Source organism: Kitasatospora nipponensis (genome assembly GCF_039528135.1).
Lineage (GTDB): Bacteria > Actinomycetota > Actinomycetes > Streptomycetales > Streptomycetaceae > Kitasatospora > Kitasatospora nipponensis.
This window is the reverse complement of sequence record NZ_BAAALF010000166.1, coordinates 1-18,929: the sequence shown is the minus strand read 5'-3', so window position 1 is coordinate 18,929 and position 18,929 is coordinate 1. Positions and strand designations below refer to the sequence as shown.

Sequence of the window (18,929 nt, the reverse complement as noted above, 5' to 3'; positions counted from 1 at the left end):
GCCCCGATCCGCGGCTGCGGATCGGGGCTCTGCGCGTCCGGGGGCGTGCCGGGCGCGTCCGGGCGGCCCTCGGGCCGGAAAACACTACGGGCCACGGCGCCGACACGGGACCCTCAACCCATGCGGCACCGCAGCCCGGAGCTGTCGTCGGACGCCGGTGGGGTACCGGAACTGTGCGGGGTCCCGGTACGGCGGCGGCCGACCGAGGAGCGACCTCGCGCGGTCAGGGCAGTTGCGCGGGATGGTCTCTCCTTGGTGCCCTTCCATTGTGGACTAGACCAATATTGGTTGTCCAGGGGCTCTCCGAAATTGGTCTGGACAACGCTGGCGAGGCCGCCCGGGCCCATCCCGGCTACCCTCGCCCTGTGCCCTCGCTGAACGAACTCGTCCGCCGCCACACCACCCTCACCGGTGCCGATGTGGAGTGGCTCCACCTGCTGGTCTCGGAGTGGCAGCTGCTCTCCGACCTCTCCTTCGCCGACCTGGTGCTCTGGATCCCCACCTGGGACGGCATCCGGTACGTGTCGGTGGCCCAGATGCGGCCCAACACCGGCCCGACCTCGTACCAGGACGACATGGTCGGCCACCTGGTCCCGCGCGGGCGCCGGCCGCTGCTGGACGCCGCCTTCGACGAGGGCCGGATCGTGCGCGAGGGCGACCCCGAGTGGCGCGAGGAGGTGCCGGTGCGGGTCGAGTCGATCCCGGTGCGCCGCGAGGGCCGGGTGCTGGGGGTGATCGCCCGCAACACCAACCTGCTCACCGTGCGCACCCCGAGCCGGCTCGAGCTCACCTACCTGCAGAGCGCCTCCGACCTGGCCCAGATGATCGCCGCCGGCACCTTCCCCTACCCGGGCGTCGAGCAGGTGGACATGGACGCCGCCCCCCGGGTGGGTGACGGCCTGATCCGGCTGGACGCCGACGGCATCGTCACCTACGCCAGCCCCAACGCGCTCTCCGCCTACCACCGCCTGGGCCTGACCACCGATCTGGTGGGGGGTCACCTCGGGCGCACCACGGCCGAGTTGGCGCCCCCCTCGCGCGCCGCGGTGCACGAGGCGCTGGTGAAGCTGGCGAGCGGCTGGGCGCCGCGGCAGGCCGAGGTGGAGGCGCAGGGCGGGGTGGTGACGCTGCGGGCGATCCCGCTCAAGCCCAAGGGCGTGCACACCGGCTCGCTGGTGCTGGCCCGCGACGTCACCGAGCTGCGGCGCCGCGACCGGGAGTTGATGACCAAGGACGCCACCATCCGGGAGATCCACCACCGGGTGAAGAACAACCTGCAGACGGTCGCCGCGCTGCTGCGCCTGCAGTCGCGCCGGATGGACTCCGAGGCGGCCCGGGCCGCGCTGGACGAGGCGGTGCGCCGGGTGGGCTCGATCGCCATCGTGCACGAGACGCTCTCGCAGACCCTGGACGAGCAGGTCGCCTTCGACGAGATCGCCGACCGGGTGCTGGCGATGGTCATGGAGCTCTCCCAGGACGGGCAGGTGACGACCCGTCGGGCCGGCAGCTTCGGCATCCTCTCCGCGGAGGTGGCCACGCCGCTGGCGATGGTGCTGACCGAACTGCTGCAGAACGCGCTGGAACACGCCTTCGGCGACAAGGCGTCCGGCACGGTGGAGGTGAGCGCGCTGCGCGGCCGGGCGCCGGCCGGGGGCATGGGTTGGTCGGACAGCTGGAACGGCGGCGCCAAGCCGGCCGAGTACCTGCTGATCACCGTGCAGGACGACGGGCGCGGCATGCCGGAGGGCTTCGACCCGCAGACGGCGGGCAACCTCGGGCTGCAGATCGTGCGCACGCTGGCCACCGGTGAGCTGGGCGGCACCTTCGACATGGTCGCCGCACCCGAGGGCGGCACCAAGGTGGTGCTGGAGATTCCGGTGCGCTGACCCGACGCGGGTTTCGGCCCGACCGCCGTGTCCGCTGGTCAGCTCCACTGAACTGGCCGGTGGCCGGCGGGGGTTGGCGCCCGGTAGCGATGGGCGCAAAGAGAAACGAGACCCTGCCGACCGGGGGGGGTGGGTCGGCAGGGCCTCTCAACCCGTTCCGGCCGTCGGGGGGAGTCGGTCGGAACGGGGGCTCTTTGGTTGGGCACTGTCGGCTGACCGAGGTCAGCGACAAGCGGTCGCGCACGGGTCGCCCGCCCCGTCATATTGCGTACGGTGAGCGTCCCAGGTCCACGATATTGCTCTGAGTGAACAGTATCAAGTGTCCGGACCGAGCTGTGCCATGTTGCTGTGCCGGCCGCGCCGTGGCGGGCTCCTGCGGAAGGCTTCGGCGGAGTGGCGGCCGAAGCCTGTGATCGTGTGTCGATCGGTACTGCGTGATCGGTACTGCCGTGCATCGGTACTGCGTAACGGCTGTGCTCGCTCAGGCGGTGCGGGCGCGGTTGCGGGCGGCACGGCGCTTCATGGCGCGACGCTCGTCCTCGCTCATTCCGCCCCAGACGCCGGCGTCCTGGCCGGTCTCCAGAGCCCACTGCAGACACTGCTCCATGACGGGACAGCGGCGGCACACGGCCTTGGCTTCCTCGATCTGCAGCAGAGCAGGACCGGTGTTCCCGATCGGGAAGAACAGCTCCGGGTCCTCTTCGCGGCAGACAGCGCGGTGGCGCCAGTCCATGGTCGTCCAACTCCTCCGGCTGACAGGGGGTGGCCCGGTCAGCGCAATCGATGGCTTGTGAATGTGAACGCTTTCACGAATCCCACAACGGCAAAAGGGACCAAGGGCCTGTTACGGCCCGGCGGTCTGAGCTGAGGGGGGGTTCGGGCGAATCCTGAGGGTTCCCAGCCGGGATGCTCAGTGGGCCGCTTCGCTGTCCCGCTGCGATGCGTCCCGATCGCCATGTAGAGGTTCGCAAACCTCGGGCCCGGATACAACCCCCTTCGAGGAGGAATTTTTGATTCTTCGGTGTCGCCTACCTCACAGGCAGTACTTCTATGGGGTGAAGGGGGCTAGCGCGTTCGAGAAGAAGGGCGGGACCCCCTTCTGGTCACACAATCACACGCAGTGCCCGGCGTACGCCTGTGAAACTGACGCGACTCCTGTCTCCAAGGTGGTCCCCATCGACCTGAAATGGGGCCGGTTCCTCTGAAACCAAGGTGAAGTGTCGGACGTCGTGATAGGAGACGACATGCTTCCCGGACGGGCCACGGGGCGGGTCGGACTGCTCCGAAGGAGTGTGCGGCCGCAGAATCTGACGGACCGTACGAGCGGTTCCGAACGCTGTCATTCGAGTGACGCCGAAGACGTCGAGGTCCGTTTCGAAGGAGGCGCCGGGGGAGGGGACGACCGGGCGGTTGCCCAGAAAGGTCCAGGGCGAAGTGTTCGACACTATGGTCATCACCAGGCCCGGTTGCGGTGCGCGGCCCGGGAGTTCCAGCGTCACGGGTCCGGATTTCCGGTGTTCACGTTCGGTGACGTAGTGCCGCAGGGCTTCGCGGACGTACAGCGCGTGGGTGGACTTGCGCCCCGACCGGCGCTGCTCCTCGACCCGGCCCACCACCCCGGCGTCGAAGCCCAGGCCCGCGGTGAAGGTGAACCAGCGGTCCGGCAGGCCCTCGGTCATCGCCTTGCCCAGCGAGATGGCCCGCTCCCGGCGGTGCTCCAGCGCGTCCAGCAGCACGCCGGTGGCCTCCACCGGATGGTTGGGCAGGCCCAGGGCCCGGGCGAAGACGTTGGTGCTGCCCCCGGGGACGATGGCCAGTCTGGGCACCCGTTCGGAGGGTCCGTGCGCGAGCAGCCCGTTGACGACCTCGTTCACCGTGCCGTCGCCGCCCAGCGCCACCACCAGGTCCACCGCCCCGTCCGAGGCGGCCTCGCGCGCCAGGTCCCGGGCGTGCCCGCGGTACTCGGTGACCGCGACCTCCAGTTTCAGGTCGCTGCGCAGCGCGTGGGTCAGCACGTCCCTGGTCCGGCCACTGGTAGTGGTGGCCTTCGGGTTCACGACCAGGAGCGCGCGCATGAGGTTCAGCCTACGACCCGGTACGCGGCGGGCGGCGGCTACCCTGCTGGGGTGACCGCAGAAACCTCCACCGCCGCCCGCCCCGCCAAGCTGTTGACCGCCGTGGCCCTGACCGTCGCCGAGGGCTCGGCGCTGGTGGCCTGGGGCGGCTACATGATCGTCGCCGGGCTGGTCGAGACGACCAAGAACCAGGGGCTGGTCGAGTACGGCGGGCTGGTGATCCTGCTGCTGGGGCTGCTGCCGCTGCTGGCCGCCCGGGCCCTGCTGAAGCTGCGCCGCTGGGGCCGCAGCCCGGCCGTGCTGACCCACTCGACCTGCCTGCCGGTGGCGTACTACATGTGGCAGAGCGGCGGGGCGATGGCCGCGGTGGGCGCGCTGGTGGGCGTGGCCGGCGTGCTGGGCCTGGTGACGCTGCTGAGCCCCGGGGTGACCGAGGCGCTCTACAGCCCGCAGGACTGACCACCGCGGGCGGGATCGATCCGCCGCCCGGGGGACGGCCCGCACCGGCGGGCTCATCGACGCACTTGGGGGCGCGGGCCATCTGGCACGCGCCCCCAAGGCACTCCCTGCTCCGGCCCGGCTACTCCTCGACGAGGAGCTTCTCGCGCAGCTGCGCGAGGGTGCGGGCCAGCAGCCGCGAGACGTGCATCTGCGAGATGCCCACCTCGGCGGCGATCTGCGACTGCGTCATGTTGCGGAAGAACCGCAGCACCAGGATCTTCTGCTCGCGCTGCGGCAGCCCGGCCAGCAACGGCTTGAGCGACTCGCGGTACTCCACACCCTCCAGCGCCTCGTCGGTGGCGCCCAGGGTGTCCGCCACGGCCGGCGACTCGTCGTCGCTGTCCGGTACGTCCAGGGAGAGCGTGGAGTACGCGTTCGCGCTCTCCAGCCCCTCCAGCACGTCCTCCTCGGAGATGCCCAGGTGCTCGGCGAGCTCGTGCACCGTGGGCGAGCGGCCGTGCCGCTGGGAGAGCTCGCTGGTCGCGGTGGTCAGTGAGAGCCGCAGCTCCTGCAGCCGGCGCGGCACCCGCACCGCCCAGCCCTTGTCCCGGAAGTGCCGCTTGATCTCGCCCACGATGGTGGGCGTCGCGTAGGTGGAGAACTCCACCCCGCGCTCGTGGTCGAAGCGGTCCACCGACTTGATCAGACCGATGGTGGCGACCTGGGTCAGGTCGTCCAGCGGCTCGCCGCGGTTGCGGAAGCGCCGGGCCAGGTGCTCGACCAGCGGGATGTGCATCCGCACCAGCTGGTTGCGCAGCTCGACGCGCTCCGTGGAGCCCTCGGGCAGGCCGGCCAGCTGGACGAAGAGCGCGCGGGCCGCCTCACGGTCCGGCGCCCCGGAGCGGTGGTGCGCGGTGACCTGGGCCGGCAGCGCGGCCCGGACCACCTCGGCGACCTCGGCCGCCCGCTCGTCCAGGGGTTCGACGCCGTCCGGCGGCAGGGGGGCTGCCGTCGGCTCCGGCGTCGGGTCGGTCGGCTGGCTCATCCGTTGGGCGTCCTTCGGGTGCGCGTCGTGGTGGGGAGCGGGCCCCGGAACGGACCCGCCCGGCTGGGCCGGGACGGGACGGTGGCGTGGCACCGTCCCGCGCGCGGCCTGCCGTCCGGCGGGCACCTCGCCCGTCGGTCGGCCGTCCGCGGGCCGCGGCCCGACAGCAGAGTTGCGATCCAGATCACTCACGGCGATCCCCCGTTCCGTTCCGGGAGCACCCGGGCCGCCTGCGCGACCGGGCCATCACATTGGTTGTACCGCGATCAGGGCCCGAAGCGGGAACGACGCCGCACCGGAGCTGGTCGCCGCCGGGTCCGGCGGTCCATGGGGACCGCCCGCCCGGCCGGTGCGGGCTCACGGTTGGAGGATCGTCCCGCCGCGCTTCTTGTGCAGGCTGATGCTGACCGTGCGGTCCTCGGCCACCGAGGACTCCACCTCGCCGGCCAGTGCGGAGAGCACCGTCCAGGCGAAGGTGTCGCGCTCGGGAGCCCGTCCGTCGGTGGTCGGCGCCGAGACGGTCACCCGCAGCGCGTCACCCACCAGCCGGAACTCGCAGGACAGCACGGAGCCGGGCACCGCCTGCTGGAGCAGGATGGCGCAGGCCTCGTCGACCGCGATCCGCAGGTCCTCGATCTCGTCGAGCGTGAAGTCCAGCCGGGCCGCGAGGCCGGCCGTGGCCGTCCGCAGCACCGAGAGGTAGGCGCCCTGCGCGGGCAGCCGCACCTCAACGAAGTCCTGCGCCGGGGCGGCCTGGCCGTCCCGGTCATCCCGGGCTTCCGGATCACCGTCGATCTGGGACACCCTCACCTCCTGGGTGACGCGCTGTGCTTGTGACCCCGAGGCCGCGGCACGTTCTGTTGCTTGACTCAACTGCTTCGCCCCAACTGTCTTGAGGGGTGGTGCGGTACGTACCGAGTCCTACCCAGTCGGCAGGCGCCGGACGCGGGCCGTCCGCCGAGACGTTACCGCGATCGGCCGACCGATGTCGCGACCTGGGACCGGATTCGCCACCACGGGCTCATCGGGTGCCCAGCTCGCGCAGGGCCGGACCGCTCAGCCGGTGGACGGTCCAGCCCGTCGTGGGCTCGGCGCCGAGCGCGGTGTAGAAGCCGATCGCCGACTCGTTCCAGTCCAGCACGGTCCACTCGAAGCGCTGGTACCCGCTGTCCACGGCGATCCGCGCCAGCTCGGTGAAGAGCGCCTTGCCGTGGCCGCCGCCGCGGGCCTGCGGGCGCACGTAGAGGTCCTCCAGGTACACCCCGTGGGTGCCCTTCCAGGTCGAGAAGTTGCGGAACCACAGGGCGAAACCGACCGTCTCCCCGGTGTCGTCGTCCTCGGCGACCAGACCGAAGACGGCCGGCTGCGGGCCGAAGAGCGCGCTGCGCAGCTGCTCCTCGGTGGCCTGCGCCTGCTCCGGCTCCTTCTCGTACTCCGCCAGTTCGCGGATCAGCTCGACGATGGTGGGGACGTCCTCGACTACGGCTGTGCGGATCATGTCTTCGAGCGTACTGGTGCACTCGAACGACTGACGCCTCTCACTCGTTCGAGTGAGAGGCGTCAGTCGGCGTGACGGGACCGCGGGCCTCAGGCCTGCTTGGTCTCCCAGAAGATCTTGTCGATCTCGGCGATGTAGTCGAGCAGCGCCTGGCCGGTGGCCGGGTCCGTCGAGCCCTTGGCGGCCGAGGCGGCCTTCAGGGCGTCGTTGAACAGCTGGTGCAGCTGCGGGTACTTCTCGAAGTGCGGGGCCTTGAAGTAGTCGCTCCACAGCACCGACAGGTGGTGCTTGACGGCCTCCGCGCGCTGCTCCTTGATGATGATGGCGCGGGCGCGGAAGTGAGCGTCCTCGTTGGCCTGGTACTTCTCCTGAGTGCCCTTCACCGACTCGGCCTCGATGCGAGCCTGAGCGGGGTCGTAGACACCGCAGGGCAGGTCGCAGTGGGCGTGAGCGGTGACCCGCGGCGCAAACAGACGAGAGAACATGGAAGTCCTTCCTTAGATCGTCTTCCCGCGCCGAGACTACCCCGCCGACCCCCGGATCTCGCGGCCGGGACCGGGGCCTAGGGCAAAAGGCGGAGCCGGAACCGGTCGATATCGGACGTGCGTTGTCGATGCGGGATGCTGGTTCCCGTGGACGGCGCGAGCAGGAGGCGGGTGTGGTGAAGGCGAGGCGGCGACGGGACTGCGAGCCCGGCCCGGAGCCGGTGGAACGCGCGGGCGGCGGGCTGCTGCCGCTGGGTCTGATGGACGTGTCGGGGCCCTCGATGGTCCCCACGCTCTACCACGGCGACCGGGTGGTGGTGCGGTACGGGGCGAAGGTGCGCCCCGGTGCGGTGGTGCTGGCCCGGCACCCGCTGCGTCAGGACCTGCTGGTGGTCAAGCGGGTGACCGGCCGCCGCCCGAAGGGCTGGTGGCTGCTGTCGGACAATCAGTTCCTCGGCAACGACAGTCGCGAGTACGGCGCGGTGCCGGCCGAGCTGGTGCTCGGCCGGGTGCTGCTGCGGCTGCGGCCCGACCCGGTCTGGCTGGCGCCGGCCGGCTGGCTGGAGCGGCTTCTCTGCTGCTGGCCGCTGGGCCGGGTGCCGGGGCTGGCGGCCCGCTTCGGGGTGGTCCGCAGGCTCAGTCCCGAGCTGTAGCCCCCGCCCCCGCCGTCGCGCCCCGGGCGGCGGCCTGGGCGGCCTCCTGGCGCTTGCGGGCCCGGTAGGCGGCCACGTTGGCCCGGGTCGCGCAGCGGTCCGAGCAGTAGCGCCGGGAGCGGTTGGTGGAGGTGTCCAGGTAGGCGTTGCGGCAGGGCGCGGCCTGGCACAGGCCCAGCCGGTCGGCGCCCAGCTCGGTCAGGTGGATGGCCAGGCCCATGCAGGCGACCGCGGTGAAGTTCGCGGTGGCGCTCGGGGCGTTGTCGGCCAGGTGCAGGTGCCAGCGCGGCCGGCCCTGCTCGTCCAGGTAGTCGTGGCCGGAGACCAGCGGGCTGACCGGGTACTCCATCAGCAGGCTGTTCAGCAGGTCGACCCCGCGGACCTCCTCGCCGCCCGCGGCGGCCTCGAAGACCGCCCGCAGCCGGGCCCGGATCTCGCGCAGCCGCGGCAGGTCGGCCTCGGTGGCCAGTCTGGCCCCGCGGGTGCGCGGGCCGGAGAAGAGCCCGCGCACGGCCTCCACGCTGGTCAGCGTGTCGGTGCCGCGCTCCGGTTCCTCGGTGTTCACCAGGCGGACGGCGTAGTCGGCGTACAGGGCGAGCTCCACGACGGTCCTCCGAGACGCGGTAACGGGCAAGCTGCCTTAAGCCTATTACCAATTGCCGCGGACCGGGAACGCGCCGGGGAGGCGACGCGGCGGGCGCCGGTCCCGTGGATCGGGGACCGGCGCCCGTGGGCCTGGTGGGGGTGGGACTCAGAGCACCTTGGAGAGGAACGCCTTGGTGCGCTCGTGCCGCGGATTGGCCAGCACCTCGCGCGGGTGGCCGGCCTCGACCACCACGCCGCCGTCCATGAAGACCAGCGCGTCGCCCACCTCGCGGGCGAAGCCCATCTCGTGGGTGACCACGATCATCGTCATGCCGTCCTCGGCCAGCCCGCGCATGACGTCCAGCACCTCGCCGACCAGCTCCGGGTCGAGCGCGGAGGTCGGCTCGTCGAAGAGCATCAGCTTGGGCTCCATGGCCAGTGCCCGGGCTATCGCCACCCGCTGCTGCTGGCCGCCGGAGAGCTGGGAGGGGTAGCTGCGGGGCTTGTCGGCCAGGCCCACCCGCTCCAGCAGCCGCATCGCCCGCTCCTTGGCGTCGGCCTTGCTCTCGCCCTTGACCTGGACCGGCCCCTCCATGACGTTCTCCAGCGTCGTCATGTGCGGGAACAGGTTGAAGTGCTGGAAGACCATGCCGATGTCGCGCCGCTTCTGGGCGACCTCGCGGTCCTTCAGTTCGTACAGCCGGTCGCCCTTCTGCCGGTAGCCGACCAGCTCGCCGTCGACCCAGAGCCGGCCGGCGTTGATCTTCTCCAGGTGGTTGATGCACCGCAGGAAGGTGGACTTCCCCGAGCCGGAGGGGCCCACCAGCACGAAGACCTCGCCCTGGCGGACCTCCAGGTCGATGCCCTTGAGCACCTCGATGGGCCCGTAGGACTTGTGCACGGTCTCGGCCCGCACCATCGCGGTGGACGGGTCCTTCGGCGGGCCGGCGTCCTGTGGCGTCGTCGTCTGCTCGCTCACTGGTGACCGCCTCCCTGGGCCCCGGTGACCACGTCGGGCTCGCTGGGCCTGGGCGCCCGCCGGGCGAACAGCGCGCGCAGCCGCTGCAGCGGGGTCGGCGGCAGGACCCGGTTGGCGCCGCGGGCGTAGTACCGCTCGATGTAGTACTGGATGACCGTCAGGATCGAGGTCAGGAAGAGGTACCAGATGCTCGCCACGATCAGCAGCGGGATGGTCTGGAAGGTGCGCGAGTAGATGTCGTGCGCGGCGCCCAGCAGCTCCACCAGCGAGATCGAGTACGCCAGCGAGGTGGTCTTCAGCATCGAGATGGTCTCGTTGCCGGTCGGCGGGATGATCACCCGCATCGCCTGCGGCAGGATGATCCGCCGGGTCGTCTGGACCTGGCTCATGCCGAGCGCGTGCGCCGCCTCGGTCTGGCCCTGCGGCACCGACTGGATGCCACCGCGGACGATCTCGGCCATGTACGCGGCCTCGTTGAGGCCCAGGCCCAGCAGCGCGGCGGTGAAGACCGGGATCAGCTGGTTGGTGGACTCCGACCAGAAGCTGGCGCCGAACGGGATGCCGATCGACAGCCGCGGCCAGAGCGAGCCCATGAACTCCCACAGCAGCAGCTGCACCAGCACCGGGGTGCCGCGGAAGAGCCAGATGTAGACCCAGGCGCTGCCGGAGAGCAGCGGATTGGGGGAGAGCCGCATGATCGCCAGGATCACGCCGCCCACCACGCCCATGATCATGGCCAGCGCGGTCAGCTCCAGGGTGGTGACCAGGCCGCTGATGATCGTGGAGTCGAAGAGGTACTTCCCCACGACGTGCCACTGGAATGCTTTGTTGAAGACGAGGGCGTGGATGAGCATCGCCACGAGAACCGCGACGATGACGGATCCGACCCAGCGTCCGGGGTGGCGGACCGGGACGGCCTTGATGGCTTCAGGCCGTCCCTTGGTCGCCGACCCCTGGTCGGGAGAGTTCACTGTGGACCCCAGGGATGAGTGCGGTCGGTGGTCAGCTGGTGGCGCCGTTGACCACGGACGAGGAGATCGCGCCGGCCTGGACACCCCACTTGTCGAGGATCGACTTGTAGGTGCCGTCCGCCATCAGGGACGTGATCGCGCCCTGGACGGCCGGGGAGAGCGGGGAGCCCTTGGCGACCACGACGCCGTAGGGGGCGGTGTCGGTGGTGGCGCCGAGCTTCTGCAGCTGGCCGTTGGTCTGCTGGATCGCGTAGTCCACCACGGGGGAGTCGGCCAGCATCACCTGGTCGCGCCCGGCGACCAGCGCCTGGGTGACGTCCGTCTGCAGGTCGAACTTGTCACCGTCGTTGGGGACGGTGGGCTTGCCGGCCTTGACGCAGGCGGGGTTGATGACGTTCTTGATCTCGTCGGCCTGGGTGGTGCCGGTCTGCACCGCGATCTTCTTGCCGCAGAGGTTGTTCGGGTCGATGTTGTCGGGGTTGCCCGCCTTCACCGCCGCGCTCGTGCCGGCCGAGAAGTAGGTCACCATGTCGACGGTGGCCTCGCGGTCCTTGGTGTCGGTGAACGAGCTCATGCCGAGCTGGTACTTGTTCGCCGTGATGCCGGGGATGATCGAGGTGAAGTCGGCGTTCTGGACGTCCGCCTTCAGGCCGAGCGTCTGCGCGATGGCGTTGGCCAGGTCGACGTCCATGCCGACCAGGTTGCCCTGGGCGTCCTTGAACTCGTTGGGCGCGTACGAGGCGTCCGTGGCGACCACGAGCTTGCCGCTCGACTTGACGTCGGGCGGGAGCAGGGCGGCCAGGGAGGCGACCGCGCTGGGCGTCTTGATCGCCGAGGCGGCGCTGGAGGCGCTGCTGCTGCCACTGCTGCTGCTACTGCAGGCGCTCAGAACCAGCGTTCCGCCGGCGATGACGGCTCCGAGGGCGCAGAGGCGGGAGCGGCGAGTACGGGTGCTCATAGGGGGGAGCCTCCTGTGAGGGGGTGAGGCGGATCAGGCCGCGGGTACGGGTGCTGCTGGGTGGAACCACCCTCCGCCGAGGTGGTGGGGGAATCCTGCCATCACCGAACTGTTGAGCGGAGCACCATTCAGATCAAAAATGGATAACGGGGGCGCGATCGTCCGATTACCGGAGGTCATCGCGTCCCTGACAGCTGATCGTTCGGGTACCCCTGTGCTCTTTCTGCCAGGTTCTCACCGGCCCGCCGGTCCCGCCCGGCGGTCGCGTCCGGGCGGGGAACGGCGGGCCGGTCAGGCGCCGCGGCGCCCTCAGAAGCCGGCGTCGACGCTCGCGTCCAGCAGCGCGCCGTCGTGGGCGTTCCACCTGGTCAGGATCGTGTCGTAGGTGCCGTTGCGGATCAGCTGGTTCATCGCCTTGGCGAGCACGTCCCGCAGCGCGTCGTCGTCCTTGTTGACGGTGATCCCGTACGGGCTGGGCTGCAGCAGGGCGCCGGTCACCTGGAAGCGGTCGCCGCCGCGGGCCGGGTCGGTGTTGTAGGCGGCCACCGGGTAGTCGTTCAGGTCGGCGACCGCGGTGCCGCTCGCCACCTCGGTCAGGGCCTGGTCGTCGGTGTCGAACAGGTCGACCTTCAGCGGCTTGCCACCGCGCTGGCAGACCGCCTGCTGGCGGGCGGCGATCTCGGCCTGCACGGTGCCGCGCTGCATGGCGACGGTGTGCCCGCAGAGGTTGTCCAGGTTGGTGACGCCCAGCGGGTTGCCGCTGCGCACCAGGATCGCCGTGCCCGTCATGAAGTAGTCGACGAAGTCGACGCCCGCGTTCACCTGCCGGCCGTTGTCGTCGGCGCCGGTCTGGCGCTGCCGGGTGTCGATCACGGCCGACATCGCCAGGTCGATCTGGCGGCTCTGCACCGCCGGGATCAGCTTCTCGAAGGGCTGGTCGAAGAACTGGACCCTCAGGCCCAGGTAGCCGCCCAGGGCGCCGGCGAGGTCCACGTCCAGGCCGGTGGGGGTGCCGTCCTGGGCCTTGAAGTCGACCGGGGCGTAGTTGAGGTCCGAGCCGATCCGCAGCAGGCCGGCGGAGCGGATGGCCTTGGGCAGCTGGGCCCGCAGGGCGGGGCCGGTGACGGCGGCGGGTCCGGCGGGGCTGCCGCAGCCCGAGAGGGCCAGGGCGAGGCCCAGGACGGGCAGGAGGGTGTTTCTGCGCATGGCTGAGGTGCTTCCTGAGGGAGGGAAGTGACACGGGTGCATGACCGCCGGCGGGCGAGAGCTGCCGGGATGTGCAGCGCGGACCTCGGGAAGCGCCCTGGCCGGCCGCGCCGAGCGGGTGCGCTGCGGCGGGGGAGGGCGAGGCTGCCGAAAGGGGGCGGGCAGAGGGATCCTCGCATCCCGGTCTGCCGGGCCCGGGGCCGGGTGTGTCAGAATCTGCTATCGGGTGACCCCCGACACCGAACAGTGGCCGCCGGCTCGCGACAGAACCGGGGTGCACAGGACCGGAAGTCCACGACGAGGACTCCGTACCCGAAGCACCAGCTCCCCTCCGTGCCTACTGTTCACTCCTGCGGGTGTGCGTACCGATTCGCCGTCGACTCCACCGGTAGACGGGTTCTTCCGAGACCCGAGTGCCGTCTGGTGGGATCGCGGAGTGAACAGTGCGTGACGAGGACCAGCGGCACAGGTGCGGTGCCACTGCCCGAGCCTAGGCTCGGCCCGGAAGCACGGCCCCAACAACACCCAAAACCCTCACTCGAGGGCGCCCGTCGTGACGGTGGCGCCCGACCCTCCCGGCTCCGGGCGCGCTACGGCGCTCCGGGGATTTTCAGCATCCCCGGGCGGGTCGCAGGCCCGCCGCGTGGCGTGCGCTCTCGCTGATCATGACGAAGAGGTCATCGTGGCAGCGGAGATCATCCACCCTCGTACCCAGGACACCGAGGACCCGGTCGACGCCGTGTTCGCGCTCCACCGCGGCGGCAAGATGGAGGTGCGCGCCACGGTGCCCGTGCGCGACGCGGACGACCTGTCCCTCGCCTACACCCCCGGCGTCGCCCGGGTCTGCACCGCCATCGCCGAGCAGCCGGACCTGGTGAACGACTACACCTGGAAGGGCAACACCGTCGCGGTGGTCACCGACGGCACCGCCGTGCTGGGCCTGGGCGACATCGGCCCGCAGGCCTCGCTGCCCGTGATGGAGGGCAAGGCGATCCTGTTCAAGCAGTTCGGCGGCGTGGACGCGGTCCCGATCGCGCTGGACTGCACCGACGTCGACGAGATCGTCGAGACCGTGGTCCGGCTCGCACCCTCCTTCGGCGGCGTCAACCTGGAGGACATCTCCGCCCCGCGCTGCTTCGAGATCGAGCGCCGGCTGCAGGAGGCCCTCGACATCCCGATCTTCCACGACGACCAGCACGGCACCGCGATCGTCTCCACCGCCGCGCTGTGGAACGCCGCCAAGGTGACCGGCCGGGAGATCGGCGCGCTGCGCGCGGTCATCTCGGGCGCGGGCGCCGCCGGCATCGCGATCGCCAAGATGCTGGTGGCCGCCGGCATCGGCGACGTGGCGGTCTGCGACCGGCGCGGCGTGGTGTACGAGGGCCGCGGCGACCTCACCGACGTCAAGGCCGAGATCGCGGCGCTGACCAACAAGGCCGGCCTGCAGGGCTCGCTGGCCGACGCGCTGGCCGGCGCCGACGTCTTCATCGGCGTCTCCGGCGGCACCGTGCCGGAGGAGGCCGTGGCCACCATGGCCAAGGACTGCTTCGTCTTCGCGATGGCCAACCCCACCCCGGAGATCCACCCCGAGGTCGCCCACAAGTACGCGGCCGTGGTGGCCACCGGGCGCTCGGACTTCCCCAACCAGATCAACAACGTGCTGGCCTTCCCCGGCATCTTCGCCGGCGCCCTCCAGGTCCGGGCCACCCGGATCACCGAGGGCATGAAGCTCGCCGCCGCCCAGGCGCTGGCCGCCGTGGTGGCCGACGAGCTGACGCCGCAGCGGGTGATCCCCTCGCCGTTCGACCCGCGGGTCGCGCCGGCGGTCACCAAGGCGGTCGCCGAGGCGGCCCGCCGTGAGGGCGTCGCGCGCCGCTGATCGGCGCCGGCAACCGGTCGGGCCCGGAGACACGCGGTGGAGGTCACACCCGCGCGTGGTTCCGGGCCCGCGCCCGTGGCGGCTAGGGTCCGATCCATGTTCGCCGCCTATGCCGCCCGCATCGATCCTGACGATCCGTTGAGCGCCCTCGACCTGGGTGAGCTCCCCGAGCCGCAGAGCCGGCCCGGCTGGAGCGTGGTGACCGTGAAGGCGGCCACCCTCAACCACCACGACCTCTGGTCGCTGCGCGGGGTGGGCCTGCCCGCCGAGCGGCTGCCGATGATCCTGGGCTGCGACGCGGCCGGGATCGACGAGGACGGCAACGAGGTGGTGATCCACTCCGTGATCGGCCAGAGCGGCCACGGCGTCGGCCCCCACGAGCCGCGCTCGATCCTCACCGAGCGCTACCAGGGCACCTTCGCCCAGCGGGTGGCCGTGCCCACCTGGAACCTGCTGCCCAAGCCCGCCGAGCTCTCCTTCGCCGAAGCCGCCTGCCTGCCGACCGCCTGGCTGACGGCCTACCGGATGCTCTTCAGCAACGCCGGGGTCAAGCCCGGCGACACCGTACTGGTGCAGGGCGCCGGCGGCGGGGTGGCCACCGCGCTGATCGTGCTGGGCAAGGCGGCCGGCCTGCGGGTCTGGGTGACCGGGCGTGACGAGGCCAAGCGGGACCGGGCGGTGAAGCTGGGCGCGGACGCGGCCTTCGAGAGCGGCGCGCGGCTGCCCGAGCGGGTGGACGCGGTCATGGAGACGGTCGGGGCGGCCACCTGGTCGCACTCGGTGAAGTCGCTGCGCCCCGGCGGGACCATCGTCATCTCGGGCGCCACCTCCGGGCCGAGCCCGAAGTCGGCCGAGCTGAACCGGATCTTCTTCCTGGAGCTGAAGGTGGTCGGCTCGACCATGGGCAGCAAGGAGGAGCTCGCCGGGCTGCTCGCGCTCTGCGCCAACTCCGGGGTGCGGCCGGTGATCGACTCGGTGCTGCCGCTGGCCGGCGCGCGCGAGGGCTTCGCCAGGCTGGAAGCGGGCGAGGTCTTCGGGAAGATCGTGCTGGAGCCGTGAAACGGCGGCGGGCCCGGACCGACCCACGTCGGTCGGTCCGGGCCCGCCGCTCACCGCGGGGTCAGTCCAGGATGCCGCGCAGCCGCTCGCCGGCCGCGGCGAGCACCGCCTGAGCCGCCGTCAGCTGGTCGGCCGTCACCCGGCCGCCGTCCCGGGCCGCGTCGCGGACCTGGTCGCGGAAGCGGTCCAGCAGCCGGTCCAGCTCGCGCCCCGGCTCGCCGCCGGAGTCGGTGCGGGCCCAGGAGGGCAGGTCGGCCGCGGCCGGGGCGTCCTTCTCGAAGTCCACCCGGGTCACCGTGACCTTCTCGCCGGCCGTCTCCCAGCGACTGGAGTCGGCCAGACCGGCCAGCCCACGGGTCAGTTCGGACAGGCCCTCGGCCAGCCCGGTCGGCCAGTCGCCGCGCCCGGCGTGCTCGCGGACCTGCTGCTCGACCCGGCGCTTGATCCGCAGCGCCTCCTGCTGGGCGGCGTGCCGCACCGCCTGGGACTGCTCGCGGGCCTTGCGGGCCTCCTCCTTGGCACGCTTGGCCTGCTCCTTGGCGGCCTTCTCCTGCTCCTTGGCGCGCTTGGCCTGGGCCTTGAACTGCGCGTACTCCTCCTTGGTGCGCTGCCAGCCCGGCTCGTTCCACGGGCCGCCCCAGCCCTCGCGCCCGGCCTCGCCCTCGGCGGCACCGGCGGCGGAGCCGGGAGTGGCCGAGACGCGCCGCGCGTTGCGGGCCGCGTCCCGCAGCTCCTCGCGCAGGTCCTTGGCGGAGTCCCGGACGTCCGCGCGGATCGCGCCGGCCAGCTGGGCCACCGAGTCGCGGATCTCCAACTCCAGCTCCGCCAGGTCGTCCTGACGCTCGGTCAGTTCGGCGCGACCGGCCTCGGTGATCCGGTAGACCTTGCGCCCGCCCTCGGTGGAGTGCTCCACCAGGCCCTCCTGCTCCAGCTTGGCCAGCCGCGGGTAGACGGTGCCGGCGGAGGGGGCGTAGAGCCCGTCGAAGCGCTCCTCCAGCAGCCGGATGACCTCGTAGCCGTGCCGCGGGGACTCGTCCAGGAGCTTCAACAGGTAGAGCCGCAGCCGGCCGTGGGCGAAGACGGTACTCATGCGCCCGCTCCGTTCTCGGTGCCGTCGGTGAGCTCCTTGACCAGGCTGGGACCCTCGTCCTCGACGTCCGGGCGGCGCAGCACCGAGATCGCCCCCGAGACGGTGGTGACCTGGAGCCGGCCGGTGCCCTCGCCGAGCGTGCCGCCGAGCTTCTTGGCCCCCCAGGTGCCGGTCACGGTGAGCTCGTCGAAGGCGGTGGAGAACTGGCCGTTGGTGCTGCCGGCCTCCACGGTGGTGTCCGCGGGCTGCGGCAGGCGCACCGCGACGTCCCCGCTGACGGTGTTGACCTTGACGTCGGCCGGGGTGCGGCCGGCCAGGTCCAGGGTGACCGCGCCGCTGACGGTGTTGGCGCGCAGCTTGGCGGTGCTGCCGGCGAGCACGGTCAGCTCGCCCGAGACGGAGTGCAGCTTCAGCTCGCCGGCCACCGACTCGGCGTCGATGTTGCCGGAGACCGACTTGGCCTCCACCGCGCCGTCCAGGCCGGCGAGCGTGGTGTAGCCGGCCACGCCGTGCACCGAGACGGCGCCGCGCACCCCGGAGACGGTGGTGTCGGCGGTGACCGCCCCGATCCGCACCTCGGTGGGCGCGGGGACGGTCAGCGAGACCACGGCGCGGCGCTTGCGGCGCAGCGAGGCGACGAAACTCTTGACGGAGTCCAGGGAACGGAACCGCTCGCCGAAGTCGTTCCAGGAGAGGTTGGGGTACGTCACGGTGAGGACGCCGTCGGTGAGCGTGACGTGCAGCGGCTCGCCCTCCAGCTCGGTCACCTCCAGGCGCGCGGGACCCTCGGCGGCGACCACGTTGACCGCTCCGCCGATGATGCGCACCTGCAGGGCGCTCGGCGCCTCGTCGAAGGTGATCTTGTCGGCCTCGCCGACCGTCCACTGGTTCATCGGTTCGTCCTCCCGTTGGGCAGTCGCCGTCGTACGCTGGTGAGGCGACGATCCGGCGAGTCGCGATGTATCGCGTCTACAAGAAACACGATATATCGCGTAGCGCGGAAGTCAAGTGCTTTGGCGCGCCGAAGATGACGAAGGGCCCGGGAGGCGGTCGCCTCCCGGGCCCTTCGTGCTGCCGTGCCGCTGCCGGCTCGGTGGTGCCGGATCGTTCCTGGATCGCTGCCGGCTCAGTCCTCGTCCTCGTCGTCGTCGAGTCTGGCCAGCCAGGTGGCCAGCCGCTCGACGGGGACCTCGAAGTCGGGGTTGAGGTCGACGAACTCGCGCAGGCGCTCGGCCAGCCACTCGAAGGTGACCTCCTCGTCGCCGCGCCGGCTCGCCAGCTCCTCGATGCCGCGGTCGGTGAAGTACACGGTGCGCTCCGGTCCAGGGGGTGGGGTACCGGAACAGGATAGTGCGCGGTCAGCCGTCGAAGCGGTAGTAGGTGATCGACAGTTGGGCGAGGACGCCGTTGAGCTGGAGCACCTTGGCCACGACCGTCGAGCCGGTGGCCCGGTCGCGCACGCAGAAGGTCTGGCCCTGGGCCGGGTTGAGCTCGCCCGCGGGGTTCTGGGTGATCGCGGAGGCGCACTGCTCGGGGGTGAGCTGGGCGCCCGGGGCGATGTAGGCGTCCGCCTGCCCGGACCAGCTCCAGGTCCCGTCGAAGTGCAGCGTCCACGGGGTCGAGGTGCCCTCGGGGACGATCTGGCCGTTGGTGAGGTCGAACGTGTAGTGGTAGCTGGGCGAGGAGAGCACCCGGTCCGCGTACGCCGGGGTGTACCGGCCGGGACCGGTCGCCGCGGACGGGCTCGCGGGGCCGGTGGCGGCGGAGGGGGCACCGGCCCCGGCCGTGGGTGTGCCGGCTGTGGGAGTGCCGCTCGAGGGGGAGGAGGGGGCGGAGACGGGGGTGGTGGCGGCCGGGGCGGTGGCCTCGGTCGGCGGGGCGGGCGCGGCACCGGTGGGCGGCTGGGCCGCGGCGGTGGGCTGGGTGCCCGTCGAGCGGTCACCGCCGGCCGTGGTGGTGGTGCTCCGGTCGCTGCGGGTCAGCAGCACGCCGGCGAGCGCGCCACCGAGCGCCATCACCACGGCGACCGCCAGCAGCGTCTTCCAGGAGAGGGCGCGCGGGCGGCTCGGCGCCCCGGGGGGGGGCGGCCGCGGTGCAGCGGGCGGGCCACCGCGCCCCC

General features: G+C 71.7%; 19 protein-coding genes and 1 pseudogene. 5 read left to right on the top strand and 15 right to left on the bottom strand.

The window, feature by feature from the left end; translation table 11 throughout:
• Window positions 1-365: 365 nt before the first annotated feature.
• Window positions 366-1,886, top strand: a complete 1,521-nt coding sequence (locus ABD323_RS31705; protein WP_344445485.1) for a sensor histidine kinase — start codon at window positions 366-368, stop codon at window positions 1,884-1,886.
• 481 nt (window positions 1,887-2,367) lie between these two features.
• Here ABD323_RS31705 and ABD323_RS31700 read toward each other — a convergent pair whose 3' ends face one another.
• Both ABD323_RS31700 and ABD323_RS31695 read right to left on the bottom strand, forming a co-directional pair.
• On the bottom strand, window positions 2,368-2,619 hold the full coding sequence (locus ABD323_RS31700) for a WhiB family transcriptional regulator (RefSeq protein ID WP_014138019.1): 252 nt from the start codon (window positions 2,617-2,619) through the stop codon (window positions 2,368-2,370).
• 370 nt (window positions 2,620-2,989) lie between these two features.
• On the bottom strand, window positions 2,990-3,961 hold the full coding sequence (locus ABD323_RS31695; protein ID WP_344445484.1) for a diacylglycerol/lipid kinase family protein: 972 nt from the start codon (window positions 3,959-3,961) through the stop codon (window positions 2,990-2,992).
• Between the two features lie 51 nt (window positions 3,962-4,012).
• Between ABD323_RS31695 and ABD323_RS31690 the strand changes: the two genes are divergently transcribed.
• Complete coding sequence (locus ABD323_RS31690; RefSeq protein WP_344445483.1) at window positions 4,013-4,420, top strand: hypothetical protein; 408 nt, start codon at window positions 4,013-4,015, stop codon at window positions 4,418-4,420.
• Between the two features lie 121 nt (window positions 4,421-4,541).
• Here the strand turns inward: ABD323_RS31690 and ABD323_RS31685 are convergent, their stop codons facing one another.
• From ABD323_RS31685 to sodN, 4 genes are all read right to left on the bottom strand, one after another.
• Complete coding sequence (locus tag ABD323_RS31685; protein WP_344445482.1) at window positions 4,542-5,447, bottom strand: RNA polymerase sigma factor SigF; 906 nt, start codon at window positions 5,445-5,447, stop codon at window positions 4,542-4,544.
• A 357-nt stretch (window positions 5,448-5,804) separates the two neighbouring features.
• Window positions 5,805-6,251 (bottom strand): ATP-binding protein, encoded by a 447-nt coding sequence (locus ABD323_RS31680; protein ID WP_425556225.1) that lies wholly within the window; start codon window positions 6,249-6,251, stop codon window positions 5,805-5,807.
• A gap of 217 nt (window positions 6,252-6,468) precedes the next feature.
• Window positions 6,469-6,945, bottom strand: a complete 477-nt coding sequence (locus ABD323_RS31675) for a GNAT family N-acetyltransferase (RefSeq protein WP_344445481.1) — start codon at window positions 6,943-6,945, stop codon at window positions 6,469-6,471.
• Between the two features lie 89 nt (window positions 6,946-7,034).
• The gene (gene sodN / locus ABD323_RS31670; RefSeq protein ID WP_344445480.1) at window positions 7,035-7,430 is read right to left on the bottom strand and encodes a superoxide dismutase, Ni; all 396 of its coding nucleotides are present in this window, start codon (window positions 7,428-7,430) and stop codon (window positions 7,035-7,037) included.
• Between the two features lie 260 nt (window positions 7,431-7,690).
• On the opposite strand from sodN, the gene sodX reads away from it, so the two are divergent.
• A complete protein-coding gene (sodX, locus tag ABD323_RS31665; RefSeq protein ID WP_344445487.1) occupies window positions 7,691-8,083 on the top strand; it encodes a nickel-type superoxide dismutase maturation protease in 393 nt (130 codons plus the stop codon).
• Here the strand turns inward: sodX and ABD323_RS31660 are convergent.
• From ABD323_RS31660 to ABD323_RS31640, 5 genes are all read right to left on the bottom strand, one after another.
• Window positions 8,067-8,687 carry a CGNR zinc finger domain-containing protein gene (locus tag ABD323_RS31660; protein WP_344445479.1) on the bottom strand — a complete coding sequence of 207 codons (621 nt, stop codon included), beginning with the start codon at window positions 8,685-8,687 and terminating at the stop codon, window positions 8,067-8,069. The two genes, sodX and ABD323_RS31660, sit on opposite strands and share 17 nt — an antisense overlap.
• A 147-nt stretch (window positions 8,688-8,834) precedes the next feature.
• A complete protein-coding gene (locus tag ABD323_RS31655; protein ID WP_344445486.1) occupies window positions 8,835-9,587 on the bottom strand; it encodes an amino acid ABC transporter ATP-binding protein in 753 nt (250 codons plus the stop codon).
• 56 nt (window positions 9,588-9,643) lie between these two features.
• Window positions 9,644-10,618, bottom strand: a complete 975-nt coding sequence (locus ABD323_RS31650; RefSeq protein ID WP_344445478.1) for an amino acid ABC transporter permease — start codon at window positions 10,616-10,618, stop codon at window positions 9,644-9,646.
• 31 nt (window positions 10,619-10,649) lie between these two features.
• A complete protein-coding gene (locus ABD323_RS31645; RefSeq protein ID WP_344445477.1) occupies window positions 10,650-11,576 on the bottom strand; it encodes an ABC transporter substrate-binding protein in 927 nt (308 codons plus the stop codon).
• 309 nt (window positions 11,577-11,885) lie between these two features.
• Window positions 11,886-12,782, bottom strand: a complete 897-nt coding sequence (locus ABD323_RS31640; protein WP_344445476.1) for an ABC transporter substrate-binding protein — start codon at window positions 12,780-12,782, stop codon at window positions 11,886-11,888.
• 682 nt (window positions 12,783-13,464) lie between these two features.
• Between ABD323_RS31640 and ABD323_RS31635 the strand changes: the two genes are divergently transcribed.
• Together ABD323_RS31635 and ABD323_RS31630 are read left to right on the top strand one after the other, a co-directional pair.
• Window positions 13,465-14,661: an NAD(P)-dependent malic enzyme gene (locus ABD323_RS31635; RefSeq protein ID WP_344445475.1), complete on the top strand. Its 1,197-nt coding sequence runs from the start codon at window positions 13,465-13,467 to the stop codon at window positions 14,659-14,661.
• A 96-nt stretch (window positions 14,662-14,757) separates the two neighbouring features.
• A complete protein-coding gene (locus ABD323_RS31630; RefSeq protein ID WP_344445474.1) occupies window positions 14,758-15,720 on the top strand; it encodes a zinc-binding dehydrogenase in 963 nt (320 codons plus the stop codon).
• 61 nt (window positions 15,721-15,781) lie between these two features.
• Here ABD323_RS31630 and ABD323_RS31625 read toward each other — a convergent pair whose 3' ends face one another.
• The 4 genes and pseudogenes from ABD323_RS31625 to ABD323_RS31610 all read right to left on the bottom strand — a co-directional run.
• Entirely contained in the window at window positions 15,782-16,810 is a 1,029-nt protein-coding gene (locus tag ABD323_RS31625) for a helix-turn-helix transcriptional regulator (protein WP_344445473.1), read from the bottom strand.
• Window positions 16,807-17,703 (bottom strand): DUF4097 family beta strand repeat-containing protein, encoded by an 897-nt coding sequence (locus ABD323_RS31620; protein WP_344445472.1) that lies wholly within the window; start codon window positions 17,701-17,703, stop codon window positions 16,807-16,809. The genes ABD323_RS31625 and ABD323_RS31620 overlap by 4 nt, the downstream gene beginning before the upstream one ends.
• Before the next feature lie 233 nt (window positions 17,704-17,936).
• Window positions 17,937-18,119, bottom strand: a complete 183-nt coding sequence (locus tag ABD323_RS31615) for a DUF6104 family protein (protein ID WP_344445471.1) — start codon at window positions 18,117-18,119, stop codon at window positions 17,937-17,939.
• Between the two features lie 49 nt (window positions 18,120-18,168).
• Window positions 18,169-18,929 (bottom strand): annotated as a pseudogene (locus ABD323_RS31610) (hypothetical protein); the annotation flags it as partial.

Bases quoted from the DNA above. Each gene is read 5' to 3' on its own strand.
- ABD323_RS31700 (WP_014138019.1), bottom strand. From the start codon at position 2,619: ATGGACTGGCGCCACCGCGCTGTCTGCCGCGAAGAGGACCCGGAGCTG.
- ABD323_RS31695 (WP_344445484.1), bottom strand. From the start codon at position 3,961: ATGCGCGCGCTCCTGGTCGTGAACCCGAAGGCCACCACTACCAGTGGC.
- ABD323_RS31685 (WP_344445482.1), bottom strand. From the start codon at position 5,447: ATGAGCCAGCCGACCGACCCGACGCCGGAGCCGACGGCAGCCCCCCTG.
- ABD323_RS31675 (WP_344445481.1), bottom strand. From the start codon at position 6,945: ATGATCCGCACAGCCGTAGTCGAGGACGTCCCCACCATCGTCGAGCTG.
- sodN (WP_344445480.1), bottom strand. From the start codon at position 7,430: ATGTTCTCTCGTCTGTTTGCGCCGCGGGTCACCGCTCACGCCCACTGC.
- sodX (WP_344445487.1), top strand. From the start codon at position 7,691: ATGGACGTGTCGGGGCCCTCGATGGTCCCCACGCTCTACCACGGCGAC.
- ABD323_RS31655 (WP_344445486.1), bottom strand. From the start codon at position 9,587: ATGGTGCGGGCCGAGACCGTGCACAAGTCCTACGGGCCCATCGAGGTG.
- ABD323_RS31645 (WP_344445477.1), bottom strand. From the start codon at position 11,576: ATGAGCACCCGTACTCGCCGCTCCCGCCTCTGCGCCCTCGGAGCCGTC.
- ABD323_RS31640 (WP_344445476.1), bottom strand. From the start codon at position 12,782: ATGCGCAGAAACACCCTCCTGCCCGTCCTGGGCCTCGCCCTGGCCCTC.
- ABD323_RS31630 (WP_344445474.1), top strand. From the start codon at position 14,758: ATGTTCGCCGCCTATGCCGCCCGCATCGATCCTGACGATCCGTTGAGC.
- ABD323_RS31625 (WP_344445473.1), bottom strand. From the start codon at position 16,810: ATGAGTACCGTCTTCGCCCACGGCCGGCTGCGGCTCTACCTGTTGAAG.
- ABD323_RS31620 (WP_344445472.1), bottom strand. From the start codon at position 17,703: ATGAACCAGTGGACGGTCGGCGAGGCCGACAAGATCACCTTCGACGAG.